Here is a 24,224-nt window from a genome sequence, read left to right on the forward strand (position 1 = left end):
AGGTTTGTAAAAAATATGATAACAACAGGTCATGAAGAATGCGTAAAATGAATGATTTTTAGAGTGAAAACGTTGCAAATATCTGACCCTCTTTTATGAGAAATGCCGCCGATTACAGTCAGCGGCATTTTGCCCTGGATCATTTACATTTTGTCAAACTTCGTGTCGCCAGCAAACGATCCTATTGACAGTTGTTCTTCAAGAACAAGTCCGTGATGATGCCGTTCTTCAATCCTTTTAATAATAGATCGAATTGTATCCGTATTTTCTTCAATATTGTGAGGGTCAAAGATCGTCACATGGTCTCCTTTTAATTTGTACTCAAGGTAATGCTGTGCGGTTGATTGCTTCCATCCTCTATCGGTCAACTCGCCGCATAGAAAATGATGAATGTTGGCGTTCACCGCGCCGGAATTAATCAGTTTATTGTGATATGTGAGATAGCTTCTGATTTTATCCTTAATGGAAGGAATGGTTAATAATTCTCTATAATAATCCGGAATGATATCCAGATTCCGATGAATGATCTCTTCGGTTTCCTCTTCCGAAAAATAATTCACCGAAACGGCTCTTTTAGAATCAAGCATCATAATGTCCGATACGATGCGTCCGCGCTTCTCCAAGGCTTTGGCAACCTCAAAAGCCAAATTCGACCCCGAGGAGTAACCGAGTAAAACAAAGGGCCCTTGTTCCTGAATGCCTATCATGCTTTCTGCATACCGGTCAACGATCTCTTGCTCGTAAGACGGCTCTTCTAGGAAATCAGCGGCATAGACGGTGCAGCGGCCGTCAAGTCTTTTCGCCATTTCATTATAGACCAGCCCGTACCCGATTAAAGGCGGGAAACAGAACACAGGGATTGAACCGTTCTGATTCATCTTGACGAATACGTTATCCGTCTTGGACTCGAAAACTGCCGCTTGAATGGCGCGTGCCATTGTTTCGATGGTAGGAAAATCGTATACGGCTTGATAATGCATTTTGATTCCCATACGGTCGTTGATTTGATGAATTACTTGCAATACTTTGAGCGAATGGCCGCCAACGTCAAAGAAGTTATCTTTAATTCCCGGGTCGCTGAGAGCTAAAATGTTCTTCCATATCTCGGCCAGCTGCTTTTCAATTAACGTTCCGGGCGCTTTGTATTCGGTTCCGGTAAGTCTATTTCCCTCAGGAGCCGGCAAAGCTTTTCGATCGATTTTTCCATTTGCGGTTATCGGCATCTTCTCCATTTGGACAAAGTAAGCCGGTATCATATAAGCGGGCAGTTTATTCAGCAAATGGCGCTTCAGCTGCGCCGTATTTAATGAATCGTCTCCTGACAAGTAGGCGCACAGCTGCTTTGAGCCCTCTTCTTCAATTGCGATGACGACCGCTTCTTTGACAGATTCCAGTTGCAATAAAGCCGCTTCGACCTCGCCAATTTCAATCCGATAGCCCCGGATTTTTACCTGATGATCAATTCTTCCCAAATACTCGATATTGCCGTCAGGCAGCCACCGGGCGACATCTCCCGTTTTGTACATTTTTTCGCCTGCGGCAAACGGGTGTTCAACAAATTTCTCAGCCGTTAATTCCGGGTGGTTCAAATATCCTCTGGCCAGTCCCTCTCCTGCCACATAGAGTTCGCCCGGTATGCCCATTACCTGAATGTGCTGATATTCGTCCAAAATATACGCTTGCAGAGTAGGAATAGGTTGTCCGATGTTGCTTCTGCCCTCGTCGATTTCCCGTTCCGTGATTTCTTTATATGTGACATGAACGGTGGTCTCGGTGATGCCGTACATATTGATTAATTGGGTTAAAGGATATTTAAGCTTCCAGTCTTTCAAGAAGGATGGATTTAACGCCTCTCCGCCAAATATGATTTTTCGGATGTTTAAATTGGATTCGGGATCTGCTCTCTCCTCCTGCATCAGTTGATAGAAATAACTCGGCGTTTGATTTAAAATAGTCACAGCTTTCGATTTTAACAATTGCAAATACCTTTCCGGGTTTTTTGCTATTTGTTTCGGAACAATCACTAATTTGCCCCCATACAGCAGCGCTCCGTACATTTCCCATACTGAAAAGTCAAAGCAGAAGGAATGAAACAAAGTCCATGTGTCCGATGCATTAAAATCAAAAACATTTTTGTTGTTAAATAACAGACGAACCACGTTTTTATGTTCAATGAGCGTGCCTTTCGGATTCCCCGTTGTTCCTGATGTATAAATAACGTAGGCTAAATGATTTGGCATCACGTTCAGATTGAGATTAGATGCTTCGGCGCCGTATGATGACGGATCGTCAAGGAAGACAGTATGACTTTGATAATCGGTACCTTCCAGAAGATGATGCTGCAATAATAAGATAGAGACGTTAGAATCCTCAAGCATATAATGGATGCGTTCTTTCGGATAATCCGGATCGATCGGTACGTAAACGCCCCCGGCTTTCAAAATAGCAAGGATGCCTATCACCATCTCCGGTGAACGTTCGGCCATAATGCCGACAAGCTCCTCGGCCTGAAGTCCTTTGGCAACCAAGGTTCGGGCCAGCTGATTGGCGCGTTCATTTACTACCCGATACGTCAGCTCCTTATCTTCAAAAACAATCGCCGCTTGCTCCGGCGTTCGCTCCGCTTGTTCTTCAAACAATTGATGAATCGTCTTTTCCTTTGGATACTCAGCCGCCGTATCGTTGAACTTATCTATCAGGAGCGATCGCTCATCCGCTGTTACGATATCAAGGTCTTGAACGCGAATTTCCTGATCGTCCGCCATTTGCTTCATGATTTGCATGAAATGCGTCTGCATCCGTTCGACACTTGCTTGGTCATAAACATCGCGATTGTATACAAAACGAATGTCAATTTCTCCATCCGGCATCACTATAAAAGTAAAGTCGTAATGAGTATGTTCTTCCATATGAAAATCGAGAATGTCTAATGCGTTGTCATCCTGCTTCATATGTTCTATTTGTTTCTCAACCGGGTAATTCTCAAATACCATAATATGATTGATCAACTGCTGCTTTTGCTCAGTTTGAGCCTGAATGTCATACAACGGAAATGTATCATATTCTTGAGAAGCCAGTGCCCGCTCCTGGTTCATTTTCAATACTTGTGCAGCTGTCATTTCAGGCTGCGTATGAATACGTACGGGAATGGTATTGATAAATAAACCGACCATGGTTTCAATTCCCGGAATTTCTGCCGGTCTGCCGGATACGACCGTGCCGAAGACGACATCCTGACTCCCGTTGTATCTTTGCAGCAATAAGCCCCATGCGGTTTGTATCCATGTATTGACGGTGACTTGCTGGCGGCTTGCGGCCCGTTTTATTTCGTCTGTGAGCCGCTTTCCTAAACGAAACTCATGCTCACCTTTTTCGTATCCTTTCGCCCGGTCGGAAGATTGTTCTTGTAACAAAACAGTCTGCCCTTCATAACCTTCTAAATAGTTACGCCAATAGGCTGACGCCTGCTTGTGATCTTGTTGATCCAGCCATTCGATATATCGGCTGTATGGAGTGACGGCTCCCCGCTTCGGCTGCCTTTGCTCGAGTATCGCATAATAGGTTTCAAACACTTCTTTCGTAACAAGAGGCAAACACCAGCCGTCCATTAAAATATGATGAAAGCTCCATATCAACCGCGCTTGGTCTTCCTCTGTCCGCAGGATCGATACGCGCATTAAAGCATCCCGGGTGAGATTGAATCCCCGCGCCTTATCTCTTCTTGCAAAATCGGCAATAAACTCGCTGCGCTGATGACTGTTCATGCTGCGAATATCTTCAACGGCCGTTTCAATCGGCTTTTGCCGGAATACAATCTGCAAAGGCTGATCTTTCCATTCTGTATAAAAAAGAGTCCGAAGAATGTCATATTTTCCGGCCAGATGCGCCAAACTCATCCTGAATGCATCGATATCCAAGAAACCTTTCAGATCAAAGGCGGCTTGTTCAAAGTAAGCTTCGGAAGCTGAATCGATCAAGCTGTGGAACAACATTCCTTTCTGCATGGGGGTTAATGGGTATATATTTTCAATGTCACCGAGATGATTCGTTTGCTGTACAAATTGATCCAGTTCACCGATCGTTATACCTTTTAACGAAATATCGCTTGGCGTCAGGTGAATTTGATCTTGAGCATCACAATGTGCGATGACTTGCTGCAGGCTGCTTTTTAAGAGTGCGGCACAGGCTTCCATTGTTTCTCTTTGATATTGTTTACCGCAATAGCTGATGGCCAGCGACAATCGGCCGTCTGAAATCATGCCGTTGATATCAAGTGTATAGGTCAAGGGACGATTGTCACTGGCTGTTTTCCCGCTTGAGTAAGGGGATACCTCCATCTTGCCGTTCCGGACATCTTGATCAAATTGACCCAAATAATTGAAACGTATTTCCGGATGTCCGGTCCATTCATGTGCCTTCGGGTGATCGGACAAATATTTGATCAGGCCGTAACCTATTCCTTTTTGGGGGATCTGACGCAAATTTTCTTTCACTGTTTTAATCCGCTGCTGGATATCTTGATCAGCTTTGATTTGAAGCGAAACCGGATATAGGCTTGTGAACCATCCCACCGTACGCGAAATATCGAGATCCGGAATGATAGACTCTCTGCCGTGTCCTTCAAGATCAATGAGAATGTCTTCACATCCGGACCAACGATGAATAGCAGTTCCCAGACCGGTCAGTAATAAATCGTTCATATCGGTCGAATAAGCCCGGTGAGCGTTTTTTAATAAACGTTCGGTTTCCTCAACGGTCCATTGAACGATGACCGTTTCCTTGTCTTTGGCCAGACCGGTCTCCTGTTCATTGTCCTTTGGCAATGTATGCTGCGGATTATGTTTCTGTCTGAACCAGTATTGATTTTCCGCTTCGAATTCCTGACTTTCTGCATAACGATTCAACTGTTCAGCCCATAACAGGTAAGAGTCCGTTTTCTTCGGAAGCCGGATCGCTTCGCCATTTTGAAGCTGCTCATAAGCTGCTGCTATATCCTCAAGTAAAATCCTCCACGATACGCCGTCGATGACCAGATGATGAACCGCAATCAGCAAATGATCTCCCTCTTGACATCGGAACAATCCCAGTTTCATGAGCGGCCCTTCGGCTAAATGAATGGATTGCTGAATCTCATTGGAAATGGTTTCTATCGTCTGGGACACATTTTTTTCTTCGCGTAATGAGATCACTTCAAGGCTGAACAGATCACCTTCATCGATCCCGCGATTTCGGGCTTCATGTCCATCTTCTGTCGGAACATAGACCATGCGTAAAGCATCGTGATGCTCTGTGATCTTCTTCATGACGTCCCGAAGCTTTGATTCATCCAGTCCCTCTTTCCAATAAAGCATAATTGCTTGATTATAATGGTGTAATTCCGGGTATTTCTGGTCAAAAAACCAATGCTGAATCGGTGTCAGCAGCGCCCGGCCTTTGATTTCTCCTTGTTCTGCGATTCGGGTTACCGGCTCTACGTATGGAACAAGCTCGGAGATCGTTGGGTATTTAAACAAGTGTTTGATTTCAAACTTATACCCGGCTTGGTATAATCTTGAGGACACTTGAATCGACTTAATGGAATCGCCCCCCAATTCGAAGAAATGATCTGAGATTCCGACCCGTTCTAAGCCTAAGACCGACTCCCACACCGCGGCCAGTATTTTTTCCAGTTCTGTTCGAGGAGCTTCATAGTTCATGCCTGTAAGATTCTCTCTTGGAGAAGGAAGGGATTTACGGTCTATTTTCCCGTTGAAAGTAAGCGGCATCTCTTCCAGCTGAACGAAATAAGCAGGTATCATATAGGATGGAAGCCGCCGGGACAGCTCTTCACGGAGCTCGCCTGCAGTTAAAGCATGTTGTGCAGTATAATAGGCGCACAAGGATGTTTCCCCATCGATTTCCCGGGCGATAACGATGGCTTCTTTGATCGCCGGCAGCTGAAAAAAAGCGCCTTCGACTTCGCCGATTTCAATGCGGTAACCGCGGATTTTCACCTGGTGATCAATCCGGCCCAAATACTCGATATTGCCGTCCGGCAGCCATCTTGCCAAGTCTCCCGTCCGGTATATCCGTTCTCCTGATGCAATCGGATGGTTTACAAACTTCTCGGCCGTCAGTTCGGGACGATTCAAGTAGCCCCTTGCAAGCCCATCGCCCGCTATGCACAGTTCTCCCGCCACACCGGTCGGCTGCATATGTTCCAAATCAGCATGTAATATATACAATTGAATGTTGGAAATCGGTTTGCCTATCGGAATCGATGCATATGTTTCTTCCGTCTGGCAATCAAAGTATGATACATCAATTGTTGCCTCAGTCGGTCCGTACAAGTTGATGATTTGAGCCTGGCTCACCGATGTGATGATGCGTTTAAAGCCTGCGACATGTACAGGCTTCAAAGCCTCTCCGCTTGCAAACACATGTCTTAATGACGCTAATTTTTGTTTCAACATCCCGCTTGGCTTCTGATCCATGGATTCCAGGAAGGCATGCAGCATCGCCGGTACAAAATGCATTGTGCTGACACCTTTTTGTGCAATTGTATCTAAAATCAGCTCGGGATTCTTTTCTCCTCCGTTTGGCAACAGAACCAATCTGGAACCTGATATCGTCCACCAGAACAGTTCCCACACTGATACATCAAAGATGATCGCAGTTTTTTGCAGAATCGCATCCCGCTCATCGAGAGGGTATTTTTCCTGCATCCACACCAGCCGATTGATGACCGACCGGTGCTCAACCATAACCCCTTTCGGCTTACCCGTTGAACCCGATGTATAAATAACATAGGCCAGATGATCCGGACCAGCAGCCGGCTCTACATTCGACCCGTCTTCACAAAAGTTTTGCGGATCTTTCATATCCAGCACTTTTCCCGTAAAAGGTACTCTCTCTCGCGATTGATTCTGCACGAGTAACAACTTCGTATCCGAATCCTCCAATATGTATCGAACCCGTTCCTCCGGATAGCCCGGGTCAATCGGTACATACGCCCCGCCGGCTTTCAAGATCCCGAAGATCCCTACAATCATATCCAGGGAGCGTTCGGCCATAATCCCGACCGGCTGATCCGGCTGCACGCCCTCAGATTGCAGTGTCCGAGCGAGTTGATTCGCCCTTTCATTCAATTCCCGGTACGTCAGACGGCTATCCTCGTAGACAACAGCCGTTTGATCAGGGGTACGTTCCGCTTGTTCCTCCAAAAATTGATGAATCGTTTTTTCTTTTGGATACTCTGCAGCCGTTTGATTATAGGCGATGAGTTGATTTGTCTCTGAGTCTGACAGAATATTAAGCTGTCGGATCATAAGGTCGGGTTGGAATAACAAAATCGAAAAAATCCGGTTTACATGTTCCATCACTTGCATCATATACTGGCGATCATAAGCTTGTTCATTATAAGTTAACTTTAAATGAATCGAATCATTTTCTATAGAAAACTGAAATAACGTATCAGCAGCAGCCGTTTCTATAAAACGAATGGGGTGAAGCTGATCTAGTGATACGATCGTGTGAATCATTGGCAAATGATTTGAATCGTAGTTCAGATTTAATGGACCGGCCATTTTATCGAAAGGAACGTGCTGATGTAAGATGGCTCCGTTCAGCGTATGCTTGAATTCATTAAATATGGATTTAAACGTGCCGTCCGCATTTATGTTTTGTTTGATTAACATGACTTGATCTAAACGAAGGTCTTCATCGGTTTCGTCTTCAAAGGTCGGTACACCTACAATAACGCCCTCTTCCCCCGTATATTTGTACAAAAGACACTCGATTCCGACCAGGAGAACCATATAAACGGCCATTGGCGATTTATTCGTCATCTTCATGATGCGCAGGGATACATCGGAGCTCAATGAACTGTGAATACGGTTGGGTGCACTCGGCGCCTCGTGCTCTATTGTTGAGTCCGACATTTGAAACGAAGGGATTGCACTGGGACGATCTTCCGCATCGAACATGCTGCTCCAGAACAACTCCTGTTGCTTAAATTCTGACATTAATATCCCTCCAGTAAGTTTTAGCCGGCTGACCGCTGTCCCCGTAAAAACATCATGCCGGGGACAGCCAATACCGGCCGTTTTTAGAAATTCAATTCGATTTCGCTTGCAAAGTGTTCACTTTTGTTTACTTTCTCACTTAATTGAATTTCTTTTAAAGGAATCGATGGGTCTTTTATGATCGCCGACAGAATCATGGCGTAATCCTTGCTCAGCGTAGCGATGGTTTTCTGTTTAAACAGCTTCGTGCAGTACTCAAAGCTTCCTTGAATCTCGTGCGGTTTCATCACAAAGGTCAGCTGCAAATCAAATTTGGCCGCCGTATTTGTTTGTTCATATGGTCTGACCGCGAGAGAGTCTAATTCGATATCCGTTTGTTCCGTATTTTGCAGAACAAACATCGTATCAAATAACGGATTACGGCTTAAGTCCCGTTTCACTCCCAATTTCTCAACTAATTCTTCAAAAGGATATTCTTGATTTTCATAAGCTTTCAGCATCGTTTCTTTTGTTTCCGTTACATAGTCCATAAAGGTCTTTTCTCCAGCCGGTGCCGTACGGATGGCCAGCGTATTCACAAACATCCCGATAATATGCTGTAAATCTTCATGCATTCTTCCCGCAATAGGCGTACCGACGACGATATCTTCCTGACCGCTGTATTTGGCCAGCAGTATGTTATAGGCTGACAGCAAGATCATGTAAGCGGTCGATCCGGTCAATTCTTCCATCTGTTTTATACCCTGGACCACGGTCTCATCGAGAGCGAAATTGTATCGCTTTCCTTCAAAGCTTCGAATTCGCGGTCTGGCAAAATCTTTCGGCAGCTCAAATGGCGGGAGTTCCTCATGAAATACGTTCAGCCAATAGTTCTCCTGCCTCTTGATGCGTTCCCTCTGCTCCGCCTGCTGCTGCCATACAGTGTAATCTTTGTATTGAATCCGGAGCGGGGTTAATTCTTTGCCGTCATACAATTGAATCAGTTCTTCAACAAAAATATTCATAGAAGCGCCGTCTGAAACGATATGATGCATGTCAAACATGAAAACATGTCTGTCCTGTTCTAATTCGATGAGTCCGGCCCGAAGCAATGGAGCCTGACTGAGATCGAAAGGCCGCACGAAATTGCGGAACAGCTCCTCGACCTCTTCATCAGCTGCTTTGTACCTTTCTATAGAGAAATCCGCCTGCGGCTTGATCACCTGCACCAGCTCTCCGCGGACCATTTCAAATCCGGTTTGTAGCGATTCATGGCGCTGGATCAGACTTTGGAATGCAGATTGTAAACGATTCATGTCGATCCTGCCTTCCAATGTCAAAATCCCCGGCATGTTGTAACTTAGTTCTCCGCCTTCAATTTGTGTAGACAGGTAAACCATCTTTTGTACAGAAGATACAGGATAAACATCTTTGGCTTCTGCAACAGGGATTTCATCCGGTCCGCTGGTTTCCGCGCCTGCAATGACCCTCGCCATTTCTTCAATCGTCGGGTATTGAAACACTTCTCTCAATGAAATGCTTTTGCCGAATTGCTTATGGATCCTGGTAACGAGCGTCATCCCCCGTAACGAATGCCCGCCTAGATCGAAAAAGTTATCTTTTACGCCGACTTGTTCTACCTTCAGTACTTCTTTCCAGATGTGACCCAGCTGCTCTTCCGGTCTTGTCCTTGGAGCAACATAGTCAATCCCGGTCTGCAAGCCTGCTTCAGGCAGCGGTAACGCGCTGCGATTCACTTTTCCATTGGAGGTTAACGGCATTTGCTCCAGTTGCATCAAGTATGAAGGAACCATGTAGCCTGGTATTTGATCGGAGAGTTTTTCTTTAAGCTGATTGGTCGGCAGTGACTTCTCCCCTGTAAAATAGGCATACAAATCGCTTTGCCCCTCTGCACTTTCTCTGGCCAGGATCACCGCTTCTTGTACATGCTCGATGTTGAGAAGAGCGGCTTCCACCTCGCCAAGTTCGATCCGGTAACCGCGAATTTTGACCTGGTGATCCTTTCTTCCGGCATATTCAATGTTTCCATCCGGCAGGTAACGGGCAAGGTCGCCTGTTTTATACATCCGCTCTCCGATTACAAACGGATCGGCCACAAACTTTTCGCCCGTTAATTCAGGCAAGTTCAGATACCCCCGTCCTACTCCGTCTCCGGCGATGCACAGCTCACCTTTTACACCTATAGGCAGCATCCGATCATGGGAATCAACAATATACACACGGTTGTTGCCCAGCGGTTTGCCGATCGGCACGTAACCGCCGTCGTCAGCGGATGCCAATGTCTCCGGTACGATGTGAAAGACCGATGCATCCACGCAGGTTTCCGTCGGACCGTATACATTGGTTATGAGCGGCATTGATGACCCGTTCGAAGCAAACAATTCAAGCAATTGCGCCACCGTCGCCTGCGGGAGCGCCTCTCCTCCAATAAGCATGTGCCGGATCGTTACCCCATGAAGGCTGTCTGCAGCGATAAGCAATTGCAAATGTGACGGTGTTCCGTCTGTTACGTCAATGCGGTGGGTGCGATAATAGTTTGACAAGGCATAACCGTCTGATACTGATGCTTTAGGGACGATATACAGTGCATGTCCCCCTAACAGTGCCGCGAAAATTTGCTTGACCGATGCGTCGAAATAGTACGGTGCCAACAGAGACACACGCAATCCCGAATCATAAGCATCGTACACTTGTCCGCGGAGCCCCTCCATCAAATGAAGGACCTGGCGATGCTCGATCAGCGTGCCTTTTGGCTTGCCGGTTGTGCCTGATGTGTAAATCACATACGCCAAGTGATCCGGTCCGGCTGCCGTCACCAGATTCGAGCCATCCCCGCTGTTCATTCGTTCGTCATTCAGCAGTAAAATCTCTCCGGCAAAGGATACACGATCTTGTAAATGGGGCTGTGCCAGCAGAACCTTTGCTCCTGAATCCTCCAGAATATAGCGGAGGCGTTCCTGCGGGCTGTCCGGATCCATCGGCACATACGCGCCCCCGGCTTTCAGGATCGCCATAATCCCCACGATCATTTCCAGAGAACGTTCTGCCAGAATACCCACAGGCTGGTCAGGCTGCACGCCTTCGCTTCTTAAAATCCGCGCCAGGCGGTTGGCCCGCTCATTCAGCTCACGGTATGTGAATCGGCTTTTCTCGTAAACTGCGGCCGTATGTTCCGGCGTGCGCTCCGCCTGCTCCTCGAACAATTGGTGAATTGTTTTGTCCCTTGGGCAGTCTATCGCCGGTTGACCCCATCTCTCCACAATCTGCTCTTTCTCCTTCGCGGTGATCATCTCCAGGGATGAAAGCGGCGCCTGCGGATCATTCGCAATCGCCTCGATCAATTGGATAAAGTGCTTTGCCATGCGTTCCGCAGTTTCCTGCTTGTACAGCGCTGCCGCGTAACTGATCATACCTGTAATTCCGTCTTCATTTTCTGCCGCTTGGAACGTCAGGTCGAACTTCGCCATCGCATGGTTGTCCGGATAAGGGGTAAAACGCACATCATCGAGGGTCAATTCTCCCTGTTCTGTGTTTTGCCATATGAACATCGTGTCAAACAGCGGATGGCGGCTGAAATCCCGGGACACATTTAGCTTGTCCACCAGTTCGTCGAATGGATACTCCTGGTTTTCGTACGCTTTTAATGTATGCTCTTTGACTTCCTGCACGTACTCCCGGAATGTTTTTTCCCCGACCGGATTCGTTCGTATCGCCAGCGTGCCCACGAACATGCCGATTAAGCTTTCCAAATCCGAATGGGTTCTTCCGGCAATCGGGCTGCCTACTACGATGTCTTCTTGCCCGCTGTATTTGGCAAGCATGGTCGTATAAGCAGCCAGCAGCACCATGTACAGCGTGCTTTCGCTCTTCACCGCCAAGCCTTTCAGCTGTTCCGTCAACTCCGGCCCGATGACAAACTCGATTTGTCCTCCTTCAAAGCTCCGCGCAGCCGGTCTTCCGTAGTCGGTTGGCATATCCAGCACCGGAACCTCTCCGCTGAACACATCCAGCCAGTACGCTTCCTGTTTCTTCATCCGTTCGCTTTGCATATCCGACAGCTGCCACGCCGCATAATCTTTATACTGAACCCGCAATGGCGGCAATTCTTTTCCTTCATATAATGAAACGAACTCTTCAATCAAATTCTTGATAGATACGCCGTCTGAAATGATATGATGCATGTCAAACAGCAGCAAATGGCGGTCTTTTGCAAGCTCGATCAGTCCTACCCGCAGCAGCGGTGCTTTCTCCAAGTCAAATGCCCGCACAAACCCATGAACGAGGGCTTCCGCCTGTTCTTCTTTCGCCTGAGTGAATTCCACTGCAAATGGGACGTCGTCATAGATCCGCTGCACCGGTTCTCCGTCTATCAGTTCAAAGCCGGTACGCAGCGTTTCATGGCGCTGAATCAGCTTGCGGATCGCCTTCTCGACAAGTTCCCGATCCAGAGCTCCATCGACTCTCATGACACTCGGCATGTTGTAGCTCAGCTCACCGCCTTTCAGCTGATTCAAAATGTACAGCCGTTTCTGCGCCGAGGAGACGGCATAGTATCCTTTTGCTTCAACGGTCGGGATAGATGTATATGCTGTGTGTTTCATACCGGTAATCGTTTCTGCCATTTCTTCAATTGTTGGCGATCGGAACACTTCCCGCAGCGGCAGGCTGACCCCCATCTCTTTGTGCAGCTTCGCCGTCAGCGTCGTTGCCCGCAGCGAGTGACCGCCGATGTCGAAGAAATTGTCTTTCACGCCGATATGCGGAAGTCCAAGCACCTCTTGCCAGATATGCGCCAGCTGCGCTTCCGCCGCTGTACGGGGAGCAACGTATTCGATCCCTGTTTGCACGCCTCCTTCTGGTGCTGGCAATGCTTTGCGGTCGATTTTTCCGTTTGCCGTTAACGGCAAACGCTCCAGTTGGATAAAGTACGACGGGATCATATACCCCGGCAGTTCCTGCGACAGCGCTATTCGCAGCTCGCTCACCATCAGCTCGGTGTTCGCTGAAAAGTATGCGCATAGCTGCTTTTCTCCGTCTCCGTCTTCAAGAGCGGTGACTACTGCTTCCTGTACCGACTCTATCTTTAAGAGCTGAGCTTCCACCTCGCCGAGTTCGATCCTGTATCCTCGAATTTTCACTTGATGATCGATCCGGCCCAAATATTCGATGTTACCGTCCGGCAGCCATCTCGCCAGATCGCCCGTCCGGTACATCCGTTTGCCGGGTTCGAACGGATGATCCACGAACTTCTCCGCAGTCAGCTCCGGACGGTTCAGGTACCCCCTCGCCAGTCCGTCGCCTGCGATACAAAGCTCTCCCGGTACTCCGACTGGCTGTAGACGCATTGATCCCGGTGCCATCATATACAGCTGTATATTCGAGATCGGCTTGCCGATCGGTACCGATGCATACGCTTGGTTCGCTTCGCAGTTGAAGTACGACACATCGACCGTTGCTTCCGTCGGGCCGTACAGGTTGATCAGTTGGGCGCCGTTCACAGGCGTAATAAGGCGATGAAATCTTGCCGTATGTGCCGGCATTAATGCCTCGCCGCTTGCAAACACTTGCCGCAACGTACGCAGCTTGCTTGTCTGTCCGCTTGCCGTCTGTGTTTCCGCAAACTTCAGGAAGGCGTGCAGCATCGCCGGGACGAAATGCATTGTCGTGATACTTTGCTCTTCTATTGTGTTCCAAATCACTTCAGGGTCTTTCTCTCCGCCGAGCGGAAGCAGGCACACCTTCGCACCGGTCAAAGCCCACCAGAACAGCTCCCATACCGAGACGTCGAAGGTGATCGCTGTCTTTTGTAAAATCGTATCGCCGCTGCCGATCGGATAAGCCTTTTGCATCCACATCAACCGGTTTATAACCGGACGATGTTCAACCATAACCCCCTTGGGCTTGCCGGTCGATCCGGACGTGTAGATTACATATGCCCTATCGCCCGCACCAGACAGCGGCTCCAAGTTAGAAACGTCATCATCGTAAACGGAAGTATCATCGAGATCGATGACCGTTCCTGCAAAAGCAACCCGTTCTTTCACGTGACGCTGTGACAGCAGCAGGGGCGCCCCTGAATCTTCAAGGATGTAGCGGATGCGTTCCTCCGGGTAATCCGGGTCGATTGGCACATAAGCGCCTCCCGCTTTCAGGATTGCATAAATCCCGACCATCATTTCTAGAGAACGCTCAGCCATGATCGCAACAAGCTGGTCGGCCTGCAGGCCTTCAGCTCGTAAAGTGCGTGCTAGTTGATTGGCCCGTTCATTTAACTCAAGGTATGTCATACGCTGCTCCTCGAATATAACCGCCTCATGGTCCGGCGTCCGGAGTGCTTGTTCCTCGAACAGCTGATGAATCGTTTGTTCACGTGGGTAATGCATTTCGTTAGACTGAAAACGGCTGTGCAGCTGTTCTTTTTCTTGCTGCGTCAGAAGTTCCATTTCTTCTATTTTGACAGACGGCAGCTGCAGTACTTGCTGCATAAGCTGTTCAAAATGTCCGCGAATCCGCTCTGCCTCTGATTGTTCATATTCATTTCGGTTAAAACTAAAATGAACGGTGAGTTGTTCGCCAGGGATGACAACTACATTAAAATCGTAATGGGTGTGTTCTTCTATATGGAAATTCACGATATTTAAATCCGCAGCATCATGGCCCTCTTCAACTTGCTGCCCTATCGGATAATTTTCAAAGATCATGATATGATCAATTAAGTTTTGCTTTTGTTCCGTTTGGGCCTGAATTTCGTATAAAGGATAGGTATCGTACGATTGGGAAGCCAGCGCGTTTTGTTGAACCATTTGCATCGTATCAGCAAAAGTGCTGTCCTCATCGCAGCGGATGCGAACCGGAATCGTATTGATGAACAGACCGATCATCTGTTCCACATCAGGAATTTCCGCCGGCCTTCCCGACACGACACTGCCGAAGACAACGTCTGCGGACCCGCTGTATTTCTGTAATAAAATTCCCCATAACGTTTGGATCAACGTATTTAACGTAACCTGATGCTGATTTGCGATCTGCTGTAATTGTTTTGTCTGTTCGTGATCAAATCGGCAGATCACATTGGCATAGGCGTATTCTTTTTGTTCATGCTGCGCTATTTTATGAAGAAGCGTGGTTTCACCTTTATATCCTTCAAGATACCCGCTCCAGTACCGCTTTGCCGCTCCCTGATCTTGGCGGTCAAGCCACTCGATATAGTCGCTGTAAGGAGCTGCCGATGGCGGTTCTGGTTCCCTGCCTTCCTGTAAGGCGCTATAATGATCAAACACTTCCTTCGTGATAAGAGACAGGCACCAGCCATCCATCACAATATGATGGAAGCTCCAAATCAAATGATATTTGCGGTCTTCCATACGGAAAATCGCTATGCGCATCAGCGGATCCCGAGCTAAGTCAAATCCTTTTGCCTTGTCTTCTCTTTGATAGGCTGCGATTGCATCCTCTCTCAGGTGCTCCTCTATATCACGCAAATCTGCAAAATGAATTTGCGGTGTTTGCGTTTTATAGACAATTTGTAAAGGAGTATCGTTCCAGCCGCTGTAAAAACGGGTTCTGAGCACGGCGTATGTTTCAAATAATCGTTCAAGGCTTGCTTTAAACCAATCAATCTTTAACTCTCCCTGCAAATCGAACGATGCTTGTTCAAAATAAGAACTTGAGGCCTCGTCCAGCAGGCTGTGAAAGAGCATTCCTTTCTGCATCGGAGTGAGCGGATACACGTTTTCAACCTCACCTGCATGCGGTAGTTGAATGAGGAGCTGATCCAATTCGTCAATGGACATGCCCTTTAACAAAATATCGCTTGGCGTCAGTTCCGATTGTTCTTTATGAACGCAATGCGTAATGATTGTCCGCAGGCGGCTTTGAATCGTTTCTGATAACCGCATGATCGTTTCTTTTGCGTACTGTTTGCTGCTGTAGCTGATCGTAAGCTTCAGCCGGCCCTCGGTGATCATTCCGTTTATATTCAACACATACGGTCTTTCTTGATGTCCGCTTGAGTCTGAACCGCAAGAATAAGAAGATAACTGAACCCCATGCTGCTGTAAATCTTGGTCAAACTGTCCAAGGTAGTTAAAGCTGATCTCGGGATTGAGTTTCGATGGCATTCCGCCGCTTAAGTACCTTGCTATTCCATATCCGATCCCTTTATACGGAATTTGGCGCAATCCTTCTTTGGTCGTCTTGATATAATCAGAGATTTCTTTGCCCGGCTGCGCGTGCAGCACAACCGGATACAGACTTGTAAACCACCCGACCGTGCGGGAGATATCTATATTTTGTATAATCTGTTCTCGGCCGTGTCCCTCTAAATGAATCGGAATTTTTTCCAGTCCTGACCAATGCGATATGGAAAGACCCAGAGAAGTTAAAAGCAAATCGTTTATTTCCGTGTGATAAGCGCGATTCGCTTGTTTTAATAAGAGCTCCGTTTCCTCTTTCGTCCATTCCACAGTTGCTGTTTCACTGTCTTTTGCAGTTGTATGGGTCTCATGAAAATCTTTAGGCAGCGGTTTGACTTCGGTTTGTTCGATTTTTGTCCAATATTCCTGTTCTTGTTTTATGGTTTCACTTTGCGCATATTCTGAGAGTCTCTTAGCCCATAATTGGAAAGAGTCTGTTTTTTGCGGCAGTTGAATCACTCGCCCGTTCTCGGCTTGCTTGTAGCCGCTAACGATATCTTCCAGTAAAATGCGCCATGAAATCCCGTCTATAATCAAATGATGGATGGCAATGAGCAAATGATCTCCATCTGCGCATTGAAACAACCCGGCTTTCATTAACGGCCCATCACTTAAATGCATACTGCTTTGTATCTCATCAGCTTTGGCTTCAATTGTCCGTCCCGGATCGGGATCTTCTTTCAGATTCAGGACTTCTAAGCGGTACAGTCCGCTTTGGGCGATTTCTTCATTCTGTGCCTCACAGCCATTTTCCGTAGTCCGGAATGTCATGCGGAGCGCATCGTGATGTTCAGCAAGCTTTTGCAGGGTTTGATGAAGCTGCGTTTCCTGAAAACCTTCCGGCGCATGCAGCATGACGGCTTGATTGTAATAATGCTGATCTGTTGTTATTTGTTCAAAAAACCAATGCTGAATAGGAGTCAGGCTGACTTTTCCTTTGACCTCACCTTGATCGGCTATACGCAGATTCTGCTTGATATGCGGACTCAATTCAGCAATTGTTGCATATTGAAACAAGTCTTTGATTTCCATTTTGTATCCTTGCTGATTTAATCTGGAGGAAACTTGAATGGATTTAATGGAATCTCCGCCAAGGTCAAAGAAATTATCAAGAATACTGACGTTTTCAGCGCCTAATACCGATTCCCAGGCAGAAACTAATATTTCTTCAGCTTTTGTTCGGGGAGCTTTATACTCTGCTCTGTCCTGCAGCTCGAAATCCGGAGCCGGCAGCCCTTTTCTGTTTATTTTTCCGTTAGAAGTTAAAGGCATTTCATCAAGCTCGATAAAATAAGCCGGAACCATATAACCCGCCAGGCTGTGTGACAATTGTTTCCGGAGCCGGGCTGCCGTTATTTGTCCGCCGCTCACGTAATATGCACACAATTGTTTAAACCCGTGGACATCCTCTCTGGCTGTGACGACAGCTTTCTTGATCGCTTCTTCTTGAAGCAGTGCCGCCTCGATCTCGCCTAATTCGATACGATAGCCTCTGATTTTCACTTGTTCATCTATTCTGCCCGCATATTCAATGTTTCCGTCCGCCAGCCACTTCGCCAAATCCCCGGTCTTATACATCTTCGCTCCGGGTTCAAACGGGTCATCGACAAATTTCTCTGCCGTTAATTCGGGCCGGTTCAAATATCCTCTTGCCACACCGGCGCCGCTGATATAGATCTCTCCCGGCACTCCGATCGGCGCGGGTTTCATATTCTCATCAAGAACGTAAATGCTCGTGTTTGCCGCAGCGGTTCCGATCGGTACCGAATCCCGTCTGTCCTTTGCGGGATCATAACGGTAAATCATGCAGCCGACAACGGTTTCCGTCGGACCGTACTCATTGCATATTTCAATCCGGCCTTCGAACTGTTCATGAATGCTGCGGGCTAACCGGGTGCTTAAGTTTTCCCCGCCCACAATCATTCTTCGGACAGCCGTTTGATCGGCAATGTTCATTTCTTTCAAGACCTGCAAATGGGCCGGGGTCAATTTAATGATATCCACCCTCGGGTCCCGCACAATTGATTCAAGCAGAGCTGTTTTATCCTCTCCGTCATAGACGATGATTGCATTGCCTGTGACAAGCGGCGTGAAAATAGAAGTCACCGTCAGATCAAAAGAAATTGACGAATACAATGGGAAGTTGGCTTTCTCGCCTTTTACATAAACTTCTTTCGCCCACCAAATATAATTGGTCAAGCCTCCGTGCTCGATTAGTACGCCTTTTGGCCGGCCTGTGGAACCTGACGTATAAATGACATATGCCAAATGGCTCACATCATTTATCGGAGCAAGGTCAGAGCCATCTTGGTGATAAGAACTTTCATCATCAAGTAAAACCGTGGCGCCTTCATAGGCAAGCTGTTTCCTGACGTCCCGCTGCATTAAAACGATTCCGGCTTGGGAGTCATCCAGCATATACCGGATGCGGTCTTGCGGATATTCCGGATCTATCGGGACATAGGCTCCGCCTGATTTTAAAACGGCAAGGATTCCGACCACCGATTCGATGCTGTTTCTTGTGATGATGGCTACAGGCTGATCTGCCTGCACTCCTTTCGCTCTTAACGTTCGCGCCAGTCGGTTGGCCCGCTTATTGAGCTCTCCGTACGTGAGCTGCATGTCCTTATCAATGACGGCTGCTTGATCGGGCGTACGCTGCGATTGCTCTTCAAATAATTGATGAACCGGCGTCTGCGGAAACGGCGCGGCCGTGTCGTTAAGCGTCTGCAGAAGGGTTCTTCTTTCGCCTTCCGTTAACAATTCAACTTGATCCACCCGAATATCCGCATCTGTCACGACTTGATGCAGGATTTGCATGAAATGTTCCCGAACCCGCTCTATGCTTGCCCGCTCATACACATTTGCATTGTATTCAAAAGAGATGTTCATCTCGTCGCCCGGAATAACAGTCAAATTAAAATCGTAGTTGGTCTGTTCTTCCATTTGTACGTTGGAAATCGTGATGGATGTTCCGTTTTGGCGGCCTATACTTTCCATATACTGATCAACCGGATAATTTTCGAATATCATTAAATGTGTAATTAAATCTTGCTTTTGCGTTGTACGCGCTTGAATATCGTACAGCGGGTGCGTCTCAAATTGTTGAGACGCTACAGCCCTTTCCTGCGCCTCTTTCATAAGCTCAGCAAACGTTGTCCCGGCTTCACATCGGAATCGGACGGGAATGGTGTTAATGAATAAGCCGATCATGGTTTCCACGTTTGGAATTCCAGCAGGTCTTCCGGATACAACACTTCCAAACACAACGTCCCGGCTGCGGTTATATTTCTGCAGCAAAACCGCCCATGCCGTCTGCAGCAGCGTGTTCAGCGTGACATGATGCTTGCCTGCCGTCCGCTTCATTTTCGAAGTGAGATCGGAGCTTATGTCACACGTCACTTTTTCCGGAACGTATCGTCCGTCTTCCGCTGCATGGTGATCTTTAGGAAGGCCGGTTTGCTCCTCATATCCCTCCAAGTACTGATCCCAATAAGCCGCGGCCGCTTTCGCATCTTGCCGGCCGAGCCATTCAATATATTGACTGTACGGAGTTATTGACGATTGTTCAGGCTGCTTTTGCTGAAGCAAAGCAAAGTAATTCTCGAAAATTTCTTTTGTAATCAGCGGCAGGCACCAGCCGTCCATCAAAATATGGTGGAAGCTCCAGATAAAACGGTATGTCTTTTCATCCGTACGAAGGATAAATAACCGCATTAACGCGCCTTTTTCTAAGTCGAACCCCCGCATCTTATCTTCTCTGGCATACTGCTGAATCATCGCTTCTTTTTGTGATTCCTTCATCTCTCGTAAGTCATTGAATTGAAAACCGATTTTTTTCGTTTTGAATATGATTTGGAGCGGCTGATCCTTCCAGCCTCTGTAAAAATTCGTGCGGAAAATATCATATTTTTGCGATAAGCCGTCCAAGCTTTTTGAAAATGAATCAATTTCCAGATCTCCATGCAGATCAAACATCGTTTGCTGAAAATAAGCACCTGAATTCGGATCAAATAAGCTGTGAAACAGCATGCCCTTCTGCATCGGCGTTAATGGATAAATATTTTCCGCTTCGCCTAATTCACGCGTCTGCTCCAAAAGCTGTTCCAGTTCGTCGATTGAGATGTCTTTTAACAGGATGTCACTTGGTGTGAGAGAAGTCTGCTGCCGGCTTACACAATGTGCAATGACTTCTTGCAGACTTTCTTTCAACCCCCGGGCAAATTGAGCCATAGTAGATCTTTCGTATTGTTTGCTGCTGTAGCTCAGTGTCAGTGATAATGTCCCTTCGGCAATCATGCCGTTCAAATCAAGCACGGCCGTTCTCTCTTGGTTTTCGTTCATTGATAACCCTGTGGAAAAAGGCGAGATGCGCAAAGCTTGATGCTTCAGGTCTTGGTCAAATTGTCCCAAATAGTTAAACGATATCTCCGGGTTCAGCTGCAGGCTGTCGGCTTCCGGATGCCCGGATATATATTTGATGATGCTGTAATTCATTCCTTTGTCAGGGATACGGCGCAGCCCTTCTTTTACGATCTTGATCCGCTGCGACAGGTTTTTTCCGGCTTCCATCCTCAGGACGACAGGGTACTGGCTTGTGAACCATCCTATCGTGCGGGAAATGTCAGCATCCGGAATAATCGGTTCTCTCCCGTGGCCTTCCAAATTCACGACAATGTCTTCCGTGCCTGTCCACTTGTGAACAGCCAGCCCTAACGAAGTCAGCAGCAGATCGTTGATATCCGTGTTGTAGGCGCGGTTCGCTTGTTTTAATAATTGCTCCGTTTCCTCTTTTGTCCATTGAATCGTCACTTCTTCGCTGTCTCTTAATAACGATCCTTCGCTGATAGTGTCCTTAGGCAATGGCTGAGGCTTTATACTTGAAAGCTCAGCCCAATACGCAATCTCCTCTTCCATATCGGTTTCCGCCGCATACTTGGACAATTGATCGGCCCAGAATGGAAACGAATCTGTTTTTTGCGGGAGCTGGATCGTTTGTCCGCGTTCTGCCTGCTCATAACCGCTTGCAAAATCTTCGAGCAAAATACGCCAGGATACTCCGTCAATCAGCAAATGATGAATTGCAATCAGCAAATGATCTCCGTCCGGACATTGGAACAAACCGAGCTTCATCAATGGGCCTTTGTCTAATACCATGCTGCTTTGAATCTCATTCGCTTTATCGGCAATCGCTTGAGCCGGATCGGTTTCCCCTTTATAATTCATCACTTCCAGATGGTATAGTCCACTTTCATCTGTTCCTGTAATTCGCGGAGCGTATCCATCCGGCGTTTTTTCAAAAATCATCCTCAAGGCATCGTGATGCGACGCGATCCGTTCCATCGTCCGACGAAGCGGGCCCTCTTTAAAGCCTTCCGCCGAATATAACATGACGGCCTGATTGTAATGGTGTGCATGCGGCATTTTTTGCTCAAAAAACCAATGCTGTATCGGGGTCAGCTTGGTTCCGCCATTCACTTCTCCTTGATCAGCCACCCTGCTGACCGGTGCTACAAACTGACTGAGTTCAGCAATCGAGGGGTGTTTAAACAAATGCTTCATATCAACCTTGTATCCGGCTTGATACAATCTGGATGACACCTGAATTGATTTAATCGAATCTCCGCCAAAATCAAAGAAATTATCCAAAATTCCTATACGTTCTGCCCCTAATACTTCTTGCCAGATAGACGCCAGCAGTTCTTCTATTGTGTTCCGCGGGGCTATGTATTCGTTTTCCGCCCGCGTATTTTCGTCAGCAGCAGGCAAAGCTTTCAGATCAATCTTCCCATTGGAAGTGAGCGGAATGCGTTCCAATGGGATAAAGCGGGAGGGAATCATATAATTCGGCAGTTCCCGGGATAATTCTTCTCTGAACTGCGCAGCGGTCAAAGAAGGCTCGCCGACATAATAGGCATACAATTGTTTGGCCCCGTCTGCGTCTTCCCGCGCGACGACTGCGGCTTCACGAACGTTTTCCAGATTGAACATGGCTGCCTCTACCTCGCCGATCTCAATCCGGTAGCCGCGAATTTTCACTTGATGATCAATCCGCCCTAAATATTCGATTCTTCCATCCGGCAGCCATCTGGCGAGATCCCCTGTCTTATACATCTTTTGACCAGGGACATGCAGATGCTCCACAAATTTTTCCTCCGTCAATTCAGGCCGATTGAGGTAGCCGCGGGCCACTCCTGCTCCTCCGACATACAGCTCTCCCGGTACGCCGATCGGCTGGATTTGATGGTGCGCTCCTAAAATATAAGCTTGATGGTTGGCCACCGGGCTGCCGATTGTGATCTGTTCATCAGCGGACTGAACAGGGTGAAATGTAGATACCACGCTGTTTTCTGTCGGTCCGTATTCATTATTGATCCGAATGCGAGGCTGCAGAGAATGCAGCTTCTCAACTGTATCTGTTTCCAGCTGCTCACCGCCTACAACAACATGCTGAACATGGATGAAATCCTCTCTCTTCATCTGTTCGATCATCGTTTTCAGAAGACGGGGAGAAGTTGAAAAATGGGTAATTCTTTCTTGTTTTATGGCATTTTGAATGGCAAAAGTTTCTTTATTCTCTTCATTAGGCAAAAGGTGCAAAGTTGCTCCTGAGATGAGCGGGCCGAAGAAATTTAAAATGAACGCATCAAAAACATACGGGTACAAGACAAGCACGCGATCCGCCGGAGAATGCTTGAAAAACGACTTCTTCCACTGAAGCGAGTTCACAATGCCGCCGTGTTCAACCATGACCCCTTTCGGCTTTCCTGTTGTACCCGACGTATAAATGACATAGGCTAAATGGCTGTGTTCCGCTACTGGTGATAACAATGAGCAATCGGCATGGTATGATGTTTCATCATTCAAATCAATCACCGGGCCGTCAAAGGCGAGACTGTTTTTTAAATGTTGCTGAACAAGGAGAACGTCTGCGTCCGCATCATGAAGCAAATATTGAAGCCGCTCTTTTGGATATTCAGGATCCAGGGGCACATAAGCGCCCCCTGCCTTCCAAACAGCTATAATGGATACGATCATCTCTAATGAACGATCAGCGAGAATGGCGACTAACGTATCGGGTTGAACCCCGCAATTACGCAATGTTCTTGCCAAACGGCTCGCCTTCTCATTCAGTTCCCTGTACGTCAAATGGTCGTTTTTAAACTTGACGGCCGCATGCTCAGGCGTTCTTTCTGCCTGCTCTTCAAATAATTGATAGACTGTTCTGCTCCCGGAGAAATCTCTGACGGTGTCGTTAAAATCAAACAATAGCTTCTGTTTTTCCGCTTCCGGTAAGATCTCTGCCGTATGGATCGCGGCTTGAGGCTGAAACAGGATCACAGACAGCAGCTGATCCAAATGGGATACAATTTGATTGATATAGCGCTCATCGTACAGATTGCCGTTATAAAAAAGCTTCAAATGAATCCCGTTGTTCTCCAAATCAAAGTGAAACAGCGTATCGGTTGCAGTATCTTCTTTACATTGCAAGGAATGAATTTCGTTGAGCGAAACGACGGTATGAATCAAAGGCATATGCTCGTCATTGTATTGCACGCTCAGATGCCGGGCCATTTTTCTAAACGGCAGGTTTTGATTTTTCAGAGAATCATTAACGGCTTCTTTCAGCTGCCCGAATACGGTTTTAAATGTGCTCTCGTTTGAAAGCGTATTTTTTAAGAGGACAATGTTGTTAACGGCTGACTGGCCGGCTTTTTGCTTCGATACCGTTGGAATGCCAAGAATCAGGCTCGTTCGATCCGTATATTTATATAACAAGCACTCAATACCCGCCAATAAAATCAGATAGGCCGCCATATCGGAATGATTCGCCATTGTCATGATTCTTTGAGATACTTCCGGAGATAAGGAACGGCAGATGCAGTTTTCCTGGTAGCCGGTACGGGCCAACGACGCTTTATCCGCTGCTTTAAAGTAAGGGAATGCGCTTAGACCGTCTTCTTCATCAAACAGGTTTTCCCAGTACGTTTCTTGAGTTTTAAATACCGACATTGGAGCACCTCAT

At 47.2% G+C, this 24,224-nt stretch carries 2 protein-coding genes; both read right to left on the reverse strand.

The features are described from left to right. Window positions 1–143: 143 nt before the first annotated feature. Entirely contained in the window at window positions 144–8,003 is a 7,860-nt protein-coding gene (gene bamC / locus NYE62_RS10415) for a bacillomycin D non-ribosomal peptide synthetase BamC (RefSeq protein ID WP_342497474.1), read from the reverse strand. An 83-nt stretch (window positions 8,004–8,086) separates the two neighbouring features. Continuing rightward, window positions 8,087–24,211, reverse strand: a complete 16,125-nt coding sequence (locus NYE62_RS10420; RefSeq protein ID WP_342497475.1) for a non-ribosomal peptide synthase/polyketide synthase — start codon at window positions 24,209–24,211, stop codon at window positions 8,087–8,089. Between the last annotated feature and the right edge of the window lie 13 nt (window positions 24,212–24,224).

This window comes from Bacillus sp. FSL K6-2861 (genome assembly GCF_038630725.1).
Lineage (GTDB): Bacteria > Bacillota > Bacilli > Bacillales > Bacillaceae > Bacillus > Bacillus velezensis.